Source organism: Comamonas sediminis (assembly GCF_041107495.1).
Lineage (GTDB): Bacteria > Pseudomonadota > Gammaproteobacteria > Burkholderiales > Burkholderiaceae_C > Comamonas > Comamonas sediminis.
In genome coordinates, this window is record NZ_JBGBDC010000001.1 from 270,022 (window position 1) to 288,735 (window position 18,714).

Sequence of the window (18,714 nt, forward strand, 5' to 3'; positions counted from 1 at the left end):
GCACATGTTCAAGAAGAAAAATCTGCCAGCACTGGCGCTGCAAACGCTGGTGGCGGCGGCAGCGCTGGCGGCCAGCGCCAGCTTTGCGCAAACCCCTGCCTACCCGGCCAAGCCGGTGCGGCTGGTGGTGGGTTTTGCGGCCGGCGGCCCCACCGATGTGGTGGCCCGCGCCTTTGCCGACTACGCAGGCCGCAACTTGGGCCAGCCTTTTGTCGTCGACAACAAGCCCGGTGCCAACACCATCCTGGCCGCGCAAGCGGTGGCCAGCGCCCCGGCCGATGGCTATACCCTGCTGTTTGCTGCTACCAACCACACGATGATTCCGGGCCTCTACAGCGGCCGGGTCAAGTTTGATGCGGTCAAGTCGTTCCAGCCGCTGTGCACCGTCAGCACCAGCCCGACGGTGCTGGTGGTGCCGCCGGGCTTGCCGGTCAAGAGCCTCGCCGATTACATGGCCCGCGCCCGCAAGGAGCCCGGCCACACGACGGCAGGCACCGCCGGCATGGGCAGCTCCGGCCACTTTGCGACCGAGATGTTTGCCCGCGCCAATGGCCTGCAGCTGAACCATGTGCCCTACAAGGGCGCGGCCCCGGTGGTGACCGATCTGATGGGCGGGCAGCTCGACAGCTCGTTTGCGACCCTGGGCTCGGTGCTGCCGCAGATCAAGAGTGGCAAGCTCACGGCGCTGGCTGTTGCCTCGCCCAAGCGGTCTTCGCTGCTGCCCGATGTGCCCACGTTTGCCGAGGCCGGTGGCGGCAAGTATGCAGCCGATGTCTGGTACGGCGTGATGGCGCCTGCCGGCCTGCCCGCCGCCATTGCCCAGCAGCTGGAAAAAGCCGCCCGCGACTTTGCCGGCAACGCCGCCACCGTAGAAAAGCTGCACAGCCTGGGCCTGGATGCCGACTCGACCTGCGGCCAGGCCTTTGGCAGCCAGGTGGCGCGCGAAGTGACGACCTATACCCAGATTGCCCGCGACCTGGACCTCAAAGCCGATTGACCCAGACCTCGCACCCCAGACATACCTAGACCCCTTCAGGAGACAACATGCCCCGCTTTATCCAACCGCTGATCGCCGCTTGCGCACTGGCCGCCACGATGGCGCATGCCGCCTTCCCCGAGCGCCCCATCACCATCGTCGTGCCCTACGCGCCGGGCGGCGCAGCCGATGCGGTGGCCCGCGTGCTGGCCACCCGCATGGGCGCCAAGCTGGGCACCAGCGTGATCGTCGAGAACAAGGCCGGCGCCAGCGGCACCATTGGCGCGAGCTTTGTGGCCAAGGCCAAGGCCGATGGCTACACCATGCTCTATGACGCGACGCCCTACTCGGTCAACCCGCATCTGTTCGCCAAGATGCCCTACGCCGCCAATGCGTTGCAACCGCTGTCGCTGGTGCTGCTGGCGCCCAATGCGCTGGTGGTGAAGACAGAGTCGCCGCTGAAGAACGTCAACGACCTGATCGCCAAGGCCAAGGCCGAACCGGGCAGGATCAACTTTGCATCGGGCGGCAGCGGCACGGTGCAGCGCCTGGCGGCCGAGCTGTTCCGCCAGAAGCTGGGCCTGGACATGGTGCATGTGCCCTACAAGAGTGGTGGCCCGGCGATAGCCGATGTGATGGGCGGGCAGGTGGACTTCATGTTCGCCACCGTGGCCGCCTCCTACCCATTGGTGAGCGGTGGCAAGCTGCGTGCGCTGGCCGTCTCTTCGCCCCAGCGCTCGGCCCGCCTGCCCGATGTGCCCACGGTGGCCGAGACCGTCATCCCCGGCTACGAAGCCTATGAATGGAATGGCGTGCTGCTGCCCGCTGGTACGCCAGACGCCATCTCCCAGCAACTGCACCAGGCGGTTGCCGAGGTGTTGAAGGAGCCTGAGGTGCAGCAGCGCCTGGCAGACCTGGGTGCGCAGCCGGTGGGCTCGACACCGGCAGAGTTCAGCGCCTTTCTGAAAAAGGAAGATGCCAAATGGGGCGAGGTGGTGAAGAAGGGCCATATCCAACTCGACTGAGCCACAACCCGAGTCACTGGCCGCCGCTGCTGCAGCGGCCCGCCCCGCCTTCATGAAACGCCTGCACTGCGATGACCTTGCCTGATCTCTCCACCCCTGTCCCGCATTCGGTCGGCCTGAACCGGCCCACGCGCAGCCTGCCTGCGCTGGCCTGCGACAGCCATATGCACATCTTCGACACGCGCTTTGCGCCATCGGCACACTGGCCGCGCAGGCCGCCTGATGCGCCGGTAGCAGCCTACCGCCAGCTGCAGCAGCGCCTGGGCACCTCGCGCACAGTGGTGGTCACGCCATCCACCTATGGCACCGACAATGCCTGCACCCTCGATGCCCTCGACCAACTGGGCGACAGCGCGCGCGGCGTGGCCGTGGTCGATGCCGATGTGGGCGATGCCGAGCTGGCCCGCCTGGCCACGCGGCGCGTCTGTGGGCTGCGGGTGAACTTTGTCTCGCCCCAATCCTGGGGCACCACCACGCCCGGGATGCTGCAGACCCTGGCACAAAAGCTGGCGCGCCACCCGGACTGTGCCGGCTGGCATATCCAGGTGTTTGCCGAGGCGGCGCAGATCATCGAATTGCAGCCGGTGCTGCAGCAGCTGCCGGTGCCCTTGGTGATCGACCATATGGGCCGCATGGATCCGGCCGAAGGCCCATCGGCCGAGGCCTATGGTGTGCTACGCCGCTTGCTCGATGGTGGCCGGTGCTGGGTCAAGCTCTCTGGCGCCTATATGCGCTCCCAGGTGCAGGGCCCCAGCTATGCCGATACCGTGCCACTGGGCCGCGCCCTTGTGCAGGCCGCGCCCGAGCGCCTGGTGTGGGGCTCGGACTGGCCGCACACCACCGAGCGGCCGGGCACCGTCAACGACACGGACCTGGTCAACCTGCTGCAGGCCTGGTCGGCTTCGGATGCGATGATGGACCGCATTCTGGTGGACAACCCCGCCCAGCTCTACGGCTTTCAGCCTTGCTGAACCCTGGCAAGATCCTGCTCCCCCACCAACCGTTTTTGATGCCAAGAAGGCTAGCCCATGTTTCTGCTGCAATCCCCTGAAGTCCGCACCCTGGAGACCTTCAGCGCCATGCCCGAGTCCTTTCGCCGCCGCGAGCGCAGCGCCTGGGCCGATGCCAACCGGGCCGGCACGATTACCGATTCGTTTCTGGAAGGCCCGGTGTTTGACGAGGCCGGCAACCTCTATGTCAGCGATATCCCCTGGGGCCGCATTTTTCGCATCGATGCGCAAGGCCAGTGGAGCCTGGTAGCCGAGTATGACGGCGAGCCCAATGGCCTGAAGTTTCTGGCCCCGGGCAAGCTGCTGATCACCGACTACAAGAACGGCCTGATGCAGCTCGATGTGGCCAGCGGCGCAGTCGCACCCTATCTGGAGCGCCGCAACAGCGAGCGCTTCAAGGGCGTGAACGACCTGATTTTTGATGCTGACGGCAACCTGTACTTTACCGACCAGGGCCAGAGCGGCCTGCATGACCCGAGCGGCCGCCTGTACCGCCTGCGGCCCAATGGCCAGCTCGATCTGCTGCTGAACCATGTGCCCAGCCCCAATGGCGTGGCGCTGTCACCCGATGGCCGCGTGCTGTATTTGGCGGTGACCCGGGGCAACTGCGTCTGGCGTGTGCCCCTGCTGCCCGATGGCAGCGTTGCCAAGGTGAGCCAGTTCTTTACCTCATACGGGCCGAGTGGTCCCGATGGCCTGGCCGTCGATGCCCAGGGCCATGTGCTGGTGGCCAACCCGGGCCTGGGCTATGTCTGGGTGCTGAACCACCTGGCCGAGCCGGTGCAGGTGCTCTGTGGCATCAAGGGCAGCTCCACCACCAACCTGGCCTTTGGCGGTACAGAGCGCAAGCAGCTGTTTGTCACCGATTCCACCTATGGCCGTATCTTGACGGCCAGCATGACAACCGCCGGCCTGCCGATTCACCAGGGGGTCTGAACGCGGGCGCGGGCGATCCGCGTCCATCCCACGGGGCGCAGGTTTGGCAGAACCGCCCTAGCGCAAGGTAAACGCAAAGCGCATCGTGTCATTGGCCGCCTGCGCCGGGACGCTAGCATGCACCTCGTTGGGGTAGCGCTGCAGCCGCACGCGCAGGCCCCAGCCTGACAGCGCTTCCAGGCGCTCGGCCAGCATGCGGGCCGATTCGGGATCGCCATCGGCATCGCGGTCGCCCACAACCACCATCAGGCGGCTGGTGGCCCCCACCTTGCCGGCCTGCACCTTGTCGCGGAACGCGCGCTCCTCGTCCAGAATGCTCTGGCCGTTCCACTCCATCGAGGGGCTGGCGGCCACAATCGCCTCAAAGGCCTGGGGGCGCTCGTACAGCGCGTAGAGCGCGAACAGCCCGCCAAACGAATGGCCGAACAGCGACTGCCGCTCCAGGTTGACGGGGTAGCGCTGGGCGATCTCGCGGCGCAGCTTGCCGATCAAAAAATCCAGAAACGGCGCGCGCGCACCGCTTTTGTATTGGGCAAAAGGGCGCACTTCGGGCGACAGCGGCTCGCGCAGCTGCGCCGTGTAGTCGGCCATGCGGCGCACATCCCAGGGCTTGTCGCCCGGGTAGCCCACGCCGACGATGATGGCCTTGCCAACAGGCAGGTAGTCCTGCACCCAGCGCGCCTGCGCGAACGAGCCAAAGTAGGCATTGCCATCGAGCACATAGAGCACCGGGTAGCCGCCCTTGGGGGGCTCGCCCTTGTCGGGTGCCGAGACAAAGATGCGGTAGACCTCGCCGTTGTCCGATGGCATGTCCCAGACCTGGGTGGCGGGCATCACATAGGGGCTGGCGGGTGTGGCTGCTGTGCTGGGCGTGGCCGCAGCGGCTGCATCGGCTGCAGTGCCTTGCTGGGCGGTTTGCGCCCAGGCCTGTGGCGCCGTGGCCAGCAAGCCGGCCAGCAGCGCCGCGCAGGCGCTCGGGTAGAGGGTGGACAAGCGCATGGGTGGCTTAGAAATCATGGCGCAGGTTAGCACTGAACTTGCGCGGCTCGCCAAACGGCGCGTACTCGCGGCCATACAGGTGGCGGTAGCTGCGGTCCGTCAGGTTGCTGACGACCAGGTTCAGCTGGGTCTTGGGGGTAATGCGGTACTTGGCGTTCAGGCCCACCAGCACCAGCGCGCCCTGCTCGATGGTCCAGGCATTGGCGCCCGAGCCGCCGTTCTTGTAGGCCTTGCTGGTGGCAGACACATTGCCGCCAAACGACCACTGTGTGCCCGGCAGCTGGTAGTTGGCTGCAACGCGCATGCTGTGGCGCGGCTGCTCGGTGCGGAAGCGCTGGTCCTTTTGCGGGCCGGCCACATACTCGGCCGAGGTATAGGTATAGCCCGCTGCCAGGTTCAGCGCGCGGCTCACCTGGCCGTTCACACCCAGGTCAATACCTTGGCTGACCACCTTGCCCGCTGCGGTGTAGCAGGCACCACCGCAGGCATTGCTGGGGTTGTTGGGCACCGAGTCATCGAGCACCGCCAGGTTGGACTGCGCCAGGCGGAACAGCGCGGCCGACACATTGAGGCGCTTGTTCAGCAGCTCGCCCTTGATACCCACTTCGTAGTTGGCGCCGACCACCGGGTCGAGCACATTGCCATCCTGGCTGCGGTTGGTCTGGGGGTTGAAGATGTCCGAGTAGCTGAAGTAGGCCGAGTACTGGGAATTGATGTCATAGACCAGCCCGGCATAGGGCGTGACCACGCCCTTTTCCTTGGGGGCCACGACGCCGGTCAAGCTGTTCTTGCGTTCGTAGTTGCTGATGCGGGTGCCGGTGATCAGCTTGAGCGAGTCGGTCAGGCTCCAGCGCGCGACGCCATAGACGCCCATATTGCTGGTCTTGGTCTTGCTGGTCGATGCGCGCAGACCATCGGGGATGGGGCCCAGGCCTTCGGGGTCAAAGGTGTAGACATTGATCGGCGTGGTGGACGAGTAGCCGGTGCCGGCGTTCTCGTCGCGGTAGCTGGTGCCGTTGACGCCCAGGGTCAGCTCGTGGCGGCGGCCCAGAAAATCAAAGGGCCCGGTGGCATAGACATCGACCACATTGGCGTGCATTACCGAGGTGTAGTTGCGCTGGCGGCTGCCGATGAACAGGCCATCGCCAGTCACAGGGTTCAGGCTGCCCGAGAGGCTGCTGAAGTTCTCGATGTCATTGTTGGTCTTCTGCCAGGCGTAGTTGGCCTTCAGGCTCCAGGCGCCGGCCAGCTGCTGGCTAAGGCCCACGGTGTAGATGTTGTAGTCGCGCACCGAGCGGTGGTCGGCATCGCCCCAGAAGGACGAGCGGGGCAGGCCAGCATCGCTGCCATCGGCCGCCAGCGGCACGCCAAAATGGCCCCGGCTGGTGTCCTTTTGCAGCTGCACGCTGGCGCTCAACGTGGTCGTGGGGCCCAGGTCCGCCTCCACAATGCCGTAGCCCGCATAGCGGTCGCGGTAGACATAGTCGGTGAAGGACTCGCTGTTATCGGACACGGCCACCAGGCGGCCCCGGATTACGCCCGAGTCGATCAGCGGGCCGGACACATCGCCGACCAGGCGCCGCTCTTTCCACGAGCCCAGCTGCACCTCGCCCTGCGCCTGGAAGGTGTCGGTCGGGCGCTTGAGCACCATGTTGACCGTGCCGCCCGGGCTGCCGGCCCCCGCCAGCAAACCGGCCGCACCTTGCAGCACCTCGACCCGGTCGACAAAGGCGCTGTCAAACTTGGGCGAGCGGTTGCCGCTGTCGATGCCCGAAGGCGTGGCCATGCCATCGACCTGGGCCTGCATGCTAAAACCCCGGCTGTAGTAATTGCTGCCAATGCTGCCGCCATCGACCGCAAACACGCCGCTCACCGCGCGCAGCGCGTCATCGACCGAGGTCATGCCGGCATCGTCCATCTGCTCGCGGGTGATCACCGTCAGGGTCTGCGGGGTTTCGCGTTGGCTCAGGTTCAGTTTGGCGCTGGTGCTCGACTGGGTTGCCGCATAGCTGCCGGTGCCTTCGGTGGTGCCGCTGCGGTGGGCCGCCGCCGTCACGGTGACCGTGTTCAGGGTCATGTCCGATGCGGCCGCGCCCGCCGCTGCTGCAGGGTTGGCCGCCGGCAGCTTGCGCAGCACATAGGTAGCGCCACCTTGCTTGACCACCTCAAAGCCACTGCCGCGCAGCAGCTGGGCAAAGCCCTCCGCCTCGCCATAGCTGCCTTGCAGGCCACTGCTGCGCAGGCCCGCCAGGGTGGACGGCTCAAACACCAGCGGCACACCGGCCGTTGCCGCGTACTGCGCCAGCACATCGGACAGCGGGCCTGCTGCAATGGCGTAGTGCCTGGCGCCGGCTGCCGGCTCTGCCGCCAGGGCCCAGGGTGCCGCCAGCGCCAGGCCTGCAGCGCTGCCCCCAGCCAGGGTGGCGCGGATTGCGCCGTGCAGCAAAGCCAGTGCAAAGCGCTCGCGGTGCCGGCGGCAGCGGTGGGAAGAGAGAGTCATGGGTCGTCGTCCTGGTGATGGTCTGGGAAAAGAAAGCGGCACTGCATGGCGCCATTGCCCTGTACACCGAACGAGATCCAGAAAGTGATCACCTGGATTGAAAAATAGTCGAAAAAATTTTTTGCTGTCACCAGTGCACTCAGTTGCGACATCTTTCGCCTGTTTCCCAAAAAACCTTAGCAAGGAGTAAGGGCCGCGTAAGTTTACAAAGATACATTTTGCAACACCGAACTCATTAAAAATATCTTTAACACAGTTTGGTTAACAGCTTGACAGACTCCTACACATGTTTAAATAGAATTTCTACTATGACCAACTAATTTAATTAGACGCATTACTTCTTTTGAATCCAACGCAGTTTAATCTGATCGATTTATTTAAAGGGAATTTATAAATGGCAAGATTTATCGTCAACTCAAACCAGCAAGCCAATGGTGATTTCGAAGTGCACAATAAAACAACTGGCTGTTCATATATGCCTTTATTGGAAAATCAGGTGGATCTTGGAGAACACATCAGTTGCCATGGAGCAGTGCTACTAGCAAAGCAAAAATGGCCAGCAGCTAGAATCAACGGCTGCTACTATTGCTGCAGAAGCTGCCATACAACTTAACAGTAAATTATAAAACTAAGATATATGAGACACAATTAAATATTCGAACTCATATATCTTATCTGAAAGCTCAATCTTAATCCCCGAGTCATTCACAAGCTCAAGCTGCAATTAAAAAAGCAATTTAAAGTTAATTGCACGAAATAATAAATCGATTGACCCTGCAATTAATGAAGCTCACATTGCATTAATTTATCAATATTCATTCATCCTAAATAAGGACAGGGGGACACCATGGCAAGACGCAAGAAAAGCAGCGGGTTCGAAGACATGCTGGATCTGCTGGCGCTTCTCCCCTGGTGGATCTGTGTGGCACTGGCGGGGGCCAGCTATGTGTTCCTGCACCGGGTGGCGGTGGTACCGCCAACGGCAGACCTGGTGGGCCGCCCCGGCGACATGATGGCGGCCGTGATTCAAAAGGGCTTCATCTTTGGCCTGGCCTCCATCGGCCAGTACCTGCTGCCCTTGATGTGTTTGATAGCGGCCGCTATGTCGGCCTGGCGCAGAAAGCAGCGCAAGGCCCTGGTCAGCACGGTGGCTCAGGCGCAAGATGCCGCCGCGCTCGACGGCATCAGCTGGCGCGAGTTTGAGCTGCTGGTGGGCGAGGCCTACCGGCTGCAGGGCTTTCGCATCATCGAGCTGGGCGGCAATGGGCCCGATGGCGGCGTGGACCTGGTGCTGCTCAAGGGCAGCGAGAAATTCCTCGTGCAGTGCAAACAATGGAAGGCCCAGCGCGTGGGCATTGCCACCGTGCGCGAGCTCTATGGCGTGATGGCCGCCAGGGGCGCAACAGGTGGCTTTGTGGTCACCTCCGGCCGGTTCAGCAACGATGCCCAGGAATTTGCACGGGGTCGCAATATCACCCTGGTCGATGGCCACCAGCTGTTTGCGATGGTGCAGCGCGCGCGGCAATCGCTGGTGAAGGGGCCCAAGGCTACGCAAGCCAGCAGTACCCCAGCTGCTGCGCCAGTGCGCACCGCTGTTGCGACGGCCTCGGCTACCGCCCCTGTCGCAACCAGCCCTGCCCCTGCCCAACCCGCCTGCCCGCGCTGCAGCGCCGCAATGGAGCTGCGCACCGCACGCCAGGGTGCCAATGCCGGCAAGTCCTTCTGGGGCTGCTCGACCTTCCCCGGTTGCCGTGGCACGCTTGCGGCGGCGTGATGGATGGCTGAAGGTCTGTCGATGCGCTTGTTCTCCACGCCTCTCCATGCAAGCCGCGGCCCATCCACGCGGTCGCTGCTATTGCTGGCCCTGGTCTGCTGCGCCGCGCCTGCCTTTGCACAAAAGCCTGTCTACCGCTGCGAAACGGCTGGGCGTGTGAGCTATTCGGATGCGCCCTGTGTAGGCGCTACGGAAATCGACGCGACTCCGACCCAGGGCATGGACAAGATGACGGGTAAGAGCCGCAAGGGCAAAGATGTGCGGCGCGACGAGTACAACACCGCCCTGGCAGAAGCCATCCAGCCCCTGACAGGAATGAACGCCGATGAGTACCGGGTGTACCAGCGCCGCTTCAAGCTCAGCCCCGCAGACAAGCTTGAATGCGCGCGTTTGGACAACCGCCTGCCAGCGCTCAAACAAGCGGTGCATGCAGCGGCAGCCCATGATCTGGCCCAAGCCGAGGTCGATCTGTACAAGGCGCGCAAGCGCTTCCATGATCTGAACTGCTAAGCGCCCCGCTGCGGCAGACTCAGCCACCCGCAACTTTGCGCGGTGGTCGCTCAAGGATTCAGCGCTGGTGCAGGTTCCACGGCGTGCTGCGCGAGCTATGCACCGGGGACTCGATTCAGCGCCCGGTTCCTCCTGTCTGGTCGATGTCGGCATCTACACCAAAATGGGCGCGCGCATGGCCGGCGAGCTGCAACTGGCGCGCGCCTTCAAAGTCCGCAAAGACGAGACCACAGCGCGGCTTCAGCCCTAGATTGCCCAAGGTGAGCCAGTCTCCTGAGAACCCGCCCGCGACCTCCAGACAAAAAAACGCCAGCTCGGTTGGCGGAGCTGGCGCAAGGCCGGTAAGCGAGAGAGCGCTTGTTCCACCGGCGAGGAGACGGGCAAGCGGGCACCGGCCGCGCTTGCATAAGGGTCAGGTCAGGGCATCAGAAGGCGGCGGGGCGCCATTTGAGCAGGCGTTTTTCCAGGCGGGTCAGCAAGAAGTCGGCGCCCAGGGCCACCACGGCCAGCACGATCATCGCGGCGAACACACCGCTGGCGTTGAAAGCGCCCTGCGCGGTGGAGATCAGCAGGCCGATGCCCTCCTTGGCGCCGAGGAACTCGCCCACCACGGCGCCGACCAGTGCAAAGCCAAAGCTCACATGCAGGCTGGCCAGAATCCAGGACATGGCCGAAGGAATCACCACCGACAGGGTCACCTGGCGCGGCGATGCACCGAGGATCTGGGCATTGGCGATCATGTACTTGTCGGCTTCACGCACGCCCTGGAAGGCATTGGCAAACACCACAAAGAAGACCATCACGACAGCCAGTGCCACCTTGGACGCCATGCCCAGGCCCAGCGCAATGACGAACACGGAGCCCAGCACCACGCGGGGGATGGAGTTGGCGATCTGGATGTAGATGGAGAACACATCGGACAGCAGCTTGTTGCGGCCCAGCACAATGCCGCAGATCACGCCAGCGATGGAGCCGATCAGAAAGCCGATGACCGTCTCTTCCAGCGTGACCAGCACCTGCTGCCACAGCGGGCCTTGCGATGTGCCGTCGCGCACCCATTCCACAATCTGGTTCCAGATCATCGAGGGCATCGAGTAGAAGAAGGGGTCGATCCACTTCATGCGCGCCGAGACTTCCCAGCCGCCCAGCACGGCGACCAGCACCAGCAGGCGCAGACCAATGATGACGGCCTTGCGGCGTTTGATGGCCGCCTGCGCGGCCACCGATTCCTGCGCGAGCGCAGCGTCGCTCACGGCAGCGGGGGTGTGGTCTGGCGCAGCCGGTGCGGGTGGCGGGCTGCGGGTGGCGGCGGGGTTGAGGGTGAGTTCAGACATGGTGTATTCCTTGCCTTGTATTACTGGATATGGACTTCTTCGCGCAGGTCTTCCCAGATGCGCTTGGACAGGTCGATGAACTGCGGGTCGTAGCGCACCTCGCTCATCACGCGGGGGCGTGGCAGGTCGATCTCGTACACACGCTTCAACGTGGCGGGGCGGGCCGTCAGCACAAACACGCGGTCGGCCAGCGCAATCGCCTCTTCCAGGTCATGGGTCACGAACACGACCGAGCCGCCGGAGGCCGACCACAGGCGCAGCAGCTCGTCCTGCATCAGGGTGCGGGTCTGCATGTCCAACGCCGAGAAGGGCTCGTCCATCAGCAGGATTTCCGGCTGGTTGATAAAGGTCTGCGCCAGCGCCACGCGCTTGCGCATGCCGCCCGAGAGCTGGTGCGGGTAGTGGTTGCCAAAGTTGGCCAGGCCCACGCGGTGGATCCACTCGTCGGCCAGCTTGAGCGCCTGCTCGCGCGGCGTGCCGCGAAAGATGGGGCCGGCGGCCACGTTGTCGCGCACCGATTTCCAGGGGAAGACGGCGTCAGCTTGGAACACAAAGCCGATGCGCGGATCGATCTGCTCGACCTTCTTGCCCATCACGCGCACCTCGCCCACCGTTGGTTGCAGCAAGCTGGTGATCAGGTTCAATGTGGTGGATTTGCCACTGCCGGTGGGGCCGACGATGGCGATGAATTCGCCCTTGGCCACCGACATCGAAAAATTGCGCAGCGCCAGGGTGGCCGTGCCGTCTGGCGCAATAAAGCGCAGCGACACCTTGTCGAATTCAATAGCCGCATCGGCTGATTTTGCAGAGGCAGCGGCGTTTTTGGGCTGCAGGCTGCTGGACGGTTGCTGGCTGGCAACCGCCCGGGTGGCATAGGACATGGTGGTCTCCCGGATGTGGGTGGTGGTGCGCGCGGGCTGCAGCACGGCGGGGCCGCGCTGCGGGGCGGGTTGCGCCGCTTTTTACTTGGCGCTCAGGTAGGCGTTGGAATAGGTCTTGGCCAGGTCAATGTGCGCGCTCTTCACATTGGGCTTGTAGGCCGACAGCACCTTGAGCACCGTCGCGGGGCCGCCTTCGGGCATCTTGCCGTCCTTGGTGTACATCGGCAGCGAGGCCTTCAGCGCCGCCACATACAGCTCCTTGTCATTGCCGTAGTAGTCCTTGGGCATCTTGTCGGCGATGTCTTCGGCGCTGTGGCTGCTGATGTACTGCATGGTCTTGCCAAATGCGCGGGCCAGCTTGGCCGCCTGGTCCTTGTGGCTGGCGGCCCATTCGTTGCGCACATACAGGCTGGCGGCAGGGTACAGGCCGCCCAGTGCTGCCTGGGTACCCTCTTCGCTGCGCATGTCGACGAGCACCTTGGCGTCGCCGGTCTTGAGCATTTGCGACACGGTTGGTTCGGTGGTCATGCCGGCCTGGATACGGTCCTGCTTCATGCCGGCGATGAAGGAGTTGCCAGCGCCCACGGGCAGCAGCGAGTAGTCCTTGCTGGCCACGCCCTGCTTGTCGACCAGGTAGCGGGTCAGGAACTCGGTCGACGAGCCCAGGCCGGTGACGCCCAGGGTCTTGCCCTTGGCATCGGCCATCGACTGGAAGCCGCCTGCGGCCGCCTTGGTGGACACCAGTTCCACCTCACCGGGCACCTTGCAGAACACCGCAATGGCCTGGATCTCCTTGCCCTTGGCCTGCAGGTCGATGGTGTGGTCATAGAAGCCCACCACGCCTTGCACGGCCCCTGCGATCAGCTGGTTTTCCGCATCCACGCCGGCCGGCTGTGATTGCAGCTCGACCTTCAGGCCCTCTTCCTTGAAGTAGCCCAGCGACTCGGCCAGCTTGGCGGGCAGGTAGATGATCTTGTTGATGCCGCCCACCATGATGGTGACGGTATCGTCTGCCGCCTGGGCAGCCGTGCTGGCCATGCAGCAGACAGCGGCAGCGGCGATGGCGGCCAGCGCGTTGCGGCGGGTAGCGTGGAATGGGGTCATGCAGTGTCTCCTTGACGTTGTGGTCCTGGCACCTTCAGCACAGCCGCCCTGGGCGACCGCATAATGCACCGGATAGGAACAGAGTCTAGAAACTGCACCCTTTCAGTGCGCTTTCGCTGCACTGCAGCATTTTTAGTGGTTATCCCTGATCTTTTTTGCGGGCGCCCGGTGTGCCCCCTCCTCCGATGAAGATCCTTCTGGTCGAAGACAACCTGGAACTGGCCCAGTCCCTGGCCGGGCTGCTGCGCCAGCATGCCTTTGTGGTGGACCATGTGGACCGTGGCGACGCCGCTGACCAGCTGCTGAGCCAATCGCACTATGACCTGCTGCTGCTGGACCTGAACCTGCCCCAGCTCAGCGGCAAGGCGCTGCTGCGGCGCCTGCGCGAGCGCGGTGACAGCCTGCCGGTGATCGTGCTGACGGCGAGTGATTCGCTCGACCAGAAAGTGCTGTGCCTGGAGATTGGCGCCGATGACTACCTGGTCAAACCGGTGGAAGTGCGCGAGCTGCTGGCGCGCATCCAGGCCATTGCCAGGCGCCAGATGCCCGGGCGTGAGAACCATGTGCGCTGCGGCAACCTGCAGCTTGATCTGCGCACCCGCTTGTTCAGCGTGGCGGGCGAGGAGCTGGCCCTGCCCCCGCGCGAGCGCAGCGTGCTCGAAGCGCTGATGCTGCACAACGGCAGCGCGCTGCCCAAGCAACGCTTGATGGACGTGATCTACGGCATGGACGAAGAGGCCAGCGCCGACGCGGTGGACCTGTACGTGCACCGCCTGCGCAAGAAACTGCAGGCGAGCGACACGACGATCATGACCTTGCGCGGCGTGGGCTACCTGCTCAAGCAAAAACTGGCCGGCGGGGACTGAATGCTGCACAGCCTGCGCGCACGCCTGGCCCTGTGGCTGCTGCTGCCGCTGGCCGTGCTGGTGGGTCTGTGCGGCTGGTTTGCCCATGAGCATGCCGAGGATGCCGCAGACTATGTGCAGGACCATGACCTGCTGTCATCGGCCAAGATCCTGGCCGACCGCCTGATCTGGGAAGACGGCGATGTACGCGCCAGCGTGCCACCCTCGGCGCTGAGCCTGTTCATGTCGCCGGCGCGCGACCATGTCTACCTGAGCGTGATGGACGCGCAAGGCCAGCTGCTGGCGGGCCAGCAGAACTTTCCGCAGCCGCCGCAACTGACGCTGAGCGGCAGCGACAACGCCCAGTGGTATGACGCCCTGTGGCAAGGCCAGCCGATCCGTGCCGTGATCACGCGCCGGGCCATGTATGACGTGGCTGGCGCGCGCGAGATCACCATCCTGGTCGGCAAGACCACGCACAGCCGCGACAACATGGTCCAGACCTTGTGGTGGCCGACGATGGAGTACCTGCTGTGGGCGCTGGCCGTGGCTGTGCTGGTGAGCGCCACCGCGTTGACCCTGGAGCTGCGCCCGCTGCTGCGCATGGCGCGCCAGCTGGCCGGGCGCCCGGCTGGGGATGTGGATTTTCACCTCGACTCGCGCCAGCTCCACCAGGAGTTGCGGCCGCTCGCCGATACCGTCAACCAGTTTGCCCGCACCATCCGCGCGCAGGTGGCACGCCAGCGCCAGTTCATCTCGGATGCAGCGCACCAGCTGCGCACGCCGCTGGCCATCCAGGCCCATACCTTGGAACAGGCCTTGGGCCAGACGCCGGCCGAGTTGGCGGCCCTGTCGGTTGCGCAGCGCCTGGCCGTGCTGCAACGGCTGCAGCGCAGCAACCAGCAATTGCTGAATGTGGCCAACCAGTTGTTGACCTTGGCACAGGCCGAGGCCGGCAATGCCGCACACGCGGCCCAACCGCCGCAATGGGTGGACCTGCGCGCGCTGTGCCTGCAGTGCCTGGAGGCGATGGCGCCGGCGGCCGACCTCAAGCAGATCGACCTGGGCTGGGAGGAAAGCCAGGCAGTCGCTGCTGCACCGGCAGATGCGGCCACGCGCGCTGCCGACCCGCATGTGTTTTCGCTGTACACCAGCAGCCGCCTGCTGCCCGAGTTGATTGCCAACCTGGTGGACAACGCCATCCGCTACACCCCGCCGCAAGGCCAGGTCACGCTGGGCCTGGAGGCCAGCGCCGACAGCCTGCTTTTATGGGTGCAAGACAATGGCCCGGGCATTCCAGCACAAAGCCGCGATCTGGTGCTGGAGCGCTTTTACCGCCTGGCCAATGACACGCCCGGCACCGGCCTGGGGCTGGCGATTGTGCAGGAGGTGGCGCAGGCGACCGGCGCCAGCCTGCAACTGGCCGATGCCCAGCAGCGCTACACGCCACCCTTTGGCCCAGGCCTGCGCATCAGCGTGCGCTTTGTGCGTGTGGCCGGCCCCGGCTAGGCTTTGTTGGTTGTAGCAGAAGCGGTGGTAGCACGCGGCTGGCGCGCCAGTTCGATAAAGGCGCGCACATAGTCGATGGCCACATCCGATTCCCGCGCGCCCAGAAAAATCTGCTTGGCAATGCCACGCGGCCCCAGCCGCACCGGCACCACGTCCATCTTGGCGGCGTACTCCTCGACCAGCCAGCGTGGCAGCGCCGCCACACCCCGGCCGCTGGCGACCATCTGCACCATGATGTCGGTGGTCTCAATCGCCTTGTGGCGGCGCGGCGTGACCCCGGCGGGCAGCAGGAACTGGTTGTAGATATCGAGCCGTTCGATGTCCACCGGGTAGCTGATCAGCACCTCTTGCGTGAGTTGCTCGGGCTTTACATAGGTGGCAGAGGCCAGCGCATGGCCACGGGGCACCACCAGCACCTGTTCATAGTCAAACACAGGCTCAAACCGCAGCCCGGGTTTGAACAGCGGATCAGGCGTGACCAGCAGGTCGATCTCGTAGCCGAACAGCGCACCAATGCCGCCGAACTGGAATTTCTGCTTCACGTCCACCTCCACATCCGGCCACGCGGCCAGATACGGCGAGACGACCTTGAGCAGCCACTGGTAGCAGGGATGGCATTCCATGCCAATGCGCAGCGCACCGCGCTCGCCCTGCGCAAACTGGCCCAGACGCTCTTCGGCCAGATCCAGCTGTGGCAGCACACGGTTGGCCACCGCCAGCAGGTACTGGCCGGCCTGCGTCAGGCGCAGGCTGCGGCCCTCCCGCAGCCATACCGCTGTGCCCAGTTGTTGCTCCAGCTTTTTCATGCTGTGGCTCAGCGCGGATTGGGTCAGGTTCAGCACACCTGCAGCGGCCGTGAGCGAGCCCTGCTTTTCGACCTGCTGGACGATGCTGAGATGGATACGTTCAAGCATTCAAATGAACCATATTCATGGATATATGAGATAAAACCATTTTACTTCATGGATTGCGCGTTCTAACATCCGGCCCATCGACCTGAGCGGCGTGGGCTGAAACAGCCCATACGGCCCGGAAGCCCGCAGACATCCACGATCGGACCCGCATGAGCAGCGACTTTTCCTTCAGCATCGAGCGCCTGCGTTTTGATGAGCACTACCGGCCATCGGACAGCACGCGCATTACCACCAACTTTGCCAACCTGGCCCGGGGCGAGAACCGGCAGCAGAACCTGCGCAACACCTTGCGGATGATCGACAACCGCTTCAACGCGCTGGCGCACTTGGACAACCCGGAGGCCGACCGCTATGCGGTGGAGCTGGACATCGTTTCCGTGGCACTGCACTGGGGCACGCAGCAGCACGGCGAGGCGTTTCCGCTGATCGAGATGCTGCAGACCCACATCCTTGACCAGCACACGGGCCAGCGCAGCGACGGCATCGTCGGCAACAACTTCTCGTCCTATGTGCGGGATTACGATTTCAACGTGCTGCTGCCTGCGCACAACCTGAACCGGACCGGCTTCAGCACGCCCGCGCATTTTGGCCTTCTGCATGGGCAGCTGTTCCAGCAGTTCATCCGGTCGGACACGTACCAGGCCAGTTTCCGCAAGGCGCCGGTGATCTGCATCAGCGCGTCGACCAGCAAGGTCTACCAGCGCACCGGCAACCAGCACCCGGTGCTGGGCATTGAGTACCGGCAAAACGAGGCCTCGCCGACGGACCACTACTTTGCCCGGATGGGCATGCAGGTGCGCTTCTTCATGCCCGCCCACAGCGTGGCGCCGCTGGCCTTCTACTTCCACGGCGACCTGCTGGGCGACTACAGCAGCCTGGAGCTGATCGGCACCATCAGCACGATGGAGACCTTCCAGAAGATCTACCGCCCGGAAATCTACAACGCCAATGCAGCCGCCGGCGCGCGCTACCAGCCCAGCCTGAAGCATGAGGACTACTCGCTGACGCAGATTGTCTATGACCGCGAAGAGCGCAGCGCGCTGGCCGTCAAGCAAGGCTGATTTGCCGAAGAGCACTTCATCAAACCCTACCAGCGCATGCTGCAGCAAGCGAGCGCTGCGGCAACGGTCTGACGGCAGGCCCCGGCGCGCTGGACCAGCCGCATCGCCTTGCCCTGCCCCGCCCTGCCCGGTGTCACCTATGGCACCCGGTTGCGCGACGGGGTCCGCACAATGCGCTGCACACAGGCCTGCCTGACTCCCCATTTTTTGAAAGGAAATCCTCCATGTTCGAAACCTCCATTGCCGGCAGTCTGCCCAAACCCGCCTGGCTGGCCGAAACCAACAAGCTCTGGCCCCAGTGGATGGCAGAAGGTGATGCGCTGCGCCAGGCCAAGGCCGATGCAACGCTGCTGTGGATCAAGGCCCAGGAAGATGCCGGTTTGGACATCGTTGGCGACGGCGAGCAGGCACGCCAGCACTTTGTGCATGGCTTTCTGGAGCAAGTCGAGGGCATCGACTTCGACAACAAGGTGAAGATGGGCATCCGCGACAACCGCTACGACGCGATGGTGCCGCAGGTGGTAGCGGCCTTGCGCCTCAGGGGGCGCGTGCATGCGTTCGAAGCGCAGCTGGCACGCACCCATACCCAGAAAAAGCTCAAGTTCACCCTGCCCGGCCCGATGACGATTGTGGACACCGTGGCGGACCGCTTCTATGGCGACAAGGTCAAGATGGCCATGGCCTTTGCCGAGTTGCTCAACCAGGAGGCGCTGGCCCTGCAGGCCGATGGCGTGGATATCATCCAGTTCGACGAGCCAGCCTTCAACGTCTATATGAAGGACGCAGCTGACTGGGGCGTGCAGGCACTGGAGCGCGCCGCGCAGGGCCTCACCTGCACCACCGCCGTGCACATCTGTTACGGCTACGGCATCAAGGCCAATACCGACTGGAAGAGCACCTTGGGCGATGAATGGCGCCAGTACGAGACGGTGTTCCCCGCCCTGGCGCGCAGCAGCATCGACCAGGTCAGCCTGGAATGCATCCACTCGCATGTACCGCCTGACCTGATGAAGCTGCTGGCCGGCAAGGATGTGATGGTCGGGGTGATCGATGTTGCCAGCGACACCATCGAGACGCCCGAGGAAGTGGCCGACACCATCGCCCGGGCACTGGAATTTGTGCCCAAGGAACGCCTCTTTCCCTGCACCAATTGCGGTCTGGCACCGATGTCGCGCGACGTGGCCTGGGGCAAGCTCAAGGCGCTGGCGGCGGGCACACGGCTGGCCAAGGAGCGCTTGGCCGCCGCTTGACCCCAGCCTAGCCTGCCAATGTCGGCCGGGCGATAGCGCAGCAGACACCAAGCGGGTTTTGGAGGCAGTGAAGCCCAGCCTCGTCC

The 18,714-nt window shown here is 64.1% G+C and carries 16 protein-coding genes and 1 pseudogene; 10 read left to right on the top strand and 7 right to left on the bottom strand.

Annotated elements, in window-relative coordinates; all coding sequences use genetic code 11:
- Positions 1-4 precede the first annotated feature (4 nt).
- The 4 genes from AB7A72_RS01150 (at position 5) to AB7A72_RS01165 (ending at position 3,947) form a co-directional block, all read left to right on the top strand.
- Entirely contained in the window at positions 5-997 is a 993-nt protein-coding gene (locus AB7A72_RS01150; RefSeq protein WP_369458767.1) for a Bug family tripartite tricarboxylate transporter substrate binding protein, read from the top strand.
- Between the two features lie 47 nt (positions 998-1,044).
- Entirely contained in the window at positions 1,045-2,001 is a 957-nt protein-coding gene (locus AB7A72_RS01155) for a tripartite tricarboxylate transporter substrate binding protein (protein WP_369458768.1), read from the top strand.
- Positions 2,002-2,072: 71 nt separating this feature from the next.
- Positions 2,073-2,972, top strand: coding sequence for an amidohydrolase family protein (locus AB7A72_RS01160; protein WP_369458769.1), 900 nt, complete (start codon positions 2,073-2,075; stop codon positions 2,970-2,972).
- A gap of 57 nt (positions 2,973-3,029) precedes the next feature.
- On the top strand, positions 3,030-3,947 hold the full coding sequence (locus AB7A72_RS01165; RefSeq protein WP_369458770.1) for an SMP-30/gluconolactonase/LRE family protein: 918 nt from the start codon (positions 3,030-3,032) through the stop codon (positions 3,945-3,947).
- Positions 3,948-4,004: 57 nt separating this feature from the next.
- On the opposite strand, the gene AB7A72_RS01170 is transcribed toward AB7A72_RS01165, so the two are convergent.
- The 3 genes from AB7A72_RS01170 to AB7A72_RS01180 are packed head-to-tail and all read right to left on the bottom strand — an operon-like array spanning position 4,005 to position 7,598.
- Complete coding sequence (locus AB7A72_RS01170) at positions 4,005-4,946, bottom strand: alpha/beta hydrolase (protein WP_369458771.1); 942 nt, start codon at positions 4,944-4,946, stop codon at positions 4,005-4,007.
- Positions 4,947-4,953: 7 nt separating this feature from the next.
- Complete coding sequence (locus tag AB7A72_RS01175) at positions 4,954-7,446, bottom strand: TonB-dependent siderophore receptor (protein WP_369458772.1); 2,493 nt, start codon at positions 7,444-7,446, stop codon at positions 4,954-4,956.
- Positions 7,443-7,598, bottom strand: coding sequence for a hypothetical protein (locus tag AB7A72_RS01180; RefSeq protein ID WP_369458773.1), 156 nt, complete (start codon positions 7,596-7,598; stop codon positions 7,443-7,445). Before AB7A72_RS01180 ends, AB7A72_RS01175 begins: the two co-directional genes overlap by 4 nt.
- A gap of 695 nt (positions 7,599-8,293) precedes the next feature.
- Between AB7A72_RS01180 and AB7A72_RS01185 the strand changes: the two genes are divergently transcribed.
- Positions 8,294-9,220, top strand: a complete 927-nt coding sequence (locus AB7A72_RS01185) for a restriction endonuclease (RefSeq protein ID WP_369458774.1) — start codon at positions 8,294-8,296, stop codon at positions 9,218-9,220.
- 81 nt (positions 9,221-9,301) lie between these two features.
- Positions 9,302-9,730 (top strand): DUF4124 domain-containing protein, encoded by a 429-nt coding sequence (locus AB7A72_RS01190; protein WP_407064946.1) that lies wholly within the window; start codon positions 9,302-9,304, stop codon positions 9,728-9,730.
- Between the two features lie 425 nt (positions 9,731-10,155).
- On the opposite strand, the gene AB7A72_RS01195 is transcribed toward AB7A72_RS01190, so the two are convergent.
- From AB7A72_RS01195 to AB7A72_RS01205, 3 genes are all read right to left on the bottom strand, one after another.
- Complete coding sequence (locus AB7A72_RS01195; protein ID WP_369458775.1) at positions 10,156-11,064, bottom strand: ABC transporter permease; 909 nt, start codon at positions 11,062-11,064, stop codon at positions 10,156-10,158.
- A gap of 20 nt (positions 11,065-11,084) precedes the next feature.
- Positions 11,085-11,945, bottom strand: coding sequence for an ABC transporter ATP-binding protein (locus tag AB7A72_RS01200; protein WP_369458776.1), 861 nt, complete (start codon positions 11,943-11,945; stop codon positions 11,085-11,087).
- Positions 11,946-12,026: 81 nt separating this feature from the next.
- Positions 12,027-12,983 carry an ABC transporter substrate-binding protein gene (locus AB7A72_RS01205; protein WP_369459092.1) on the bottom strand — a complete coding sequence of 319 codons (957 nt, stop codon included), beginning with the start codon at positions 12,981-12,983 and terminating at the stop codon, positions 12,027-12,029.
- A gap of 251 nt (positions 12,984-13,234) precedes the next feature.
- Between AB7A72_RS01205 and AB7A72_RS01210 the strand changes: the two genes are divergently transcribed.
- On the top strand, positions 13,235-13,915 hold the full coding sequence (locus AB7A72_RS01210; RefSeq protein ID WP_369458777.1) for a response regulator: 681 nt from the start codon (positions 13,235-13,237) through the stop codon (positions 13,913-13,915).
- Positions 13,916-15,403: a sensor histidine kinase gene (locus AB7A72_RS01215; protein WP_369458778.1), complete on the top strand. Its 1,488-nt coding sequence runs from the start codon at positions 13,916-13,918 to the stop codon at positions 15,401-15,403.
- On the opposite strand, the gene AB7A72_RS01220 is transcribed toward AB7A72_RS01215, so the two are convergent.
- Positions 15,400-16,317, bottom strand: coding sequence for a LysR family transcriptional regulator (locus tag AB7A72_RS01220; protein WP_369458779.1), 918 nt, complete (start codon positions 16,315-16,317; stop codon positions 15,400-15,402). The genes AB7A72_RS01215 and AB7A72_RS01220 overlap by 4 nt on opposite strands.
- A gap of 149 nt (positions 16,318-16,466) precedes the next feature.
- Between AB7A72_RS01220 and AB7A72_RS01225 the strand changes: the two are divergent.
- Together AB7A72_RS01225 and AB7A72_RS01230 are read left to right on the top strand one after the other, a co-directional pair.
- Positions 16,467-17,375: pseudogene (locus AB7A72_RS01225) on the top strand (DUF1852 domain-containing protein); the annotation flags it as partial.
- A gap of 227 nt (positions 17,376-17,602) precedes the next feature.
- On the top strand, positions 17,603-18,628 hold the full coding sequence (locus tag AB7A72_RS01230) for a methionine synthase (RefSeq protein ID WP_369458780.1): 1,026 nt from the start codon (positions 17,603-17,605) through the stop codon (positions 18,626-18,628).
- The last annotated feature ends 86 nt before the right edge of the window (positions 18,629-18,714 follow it).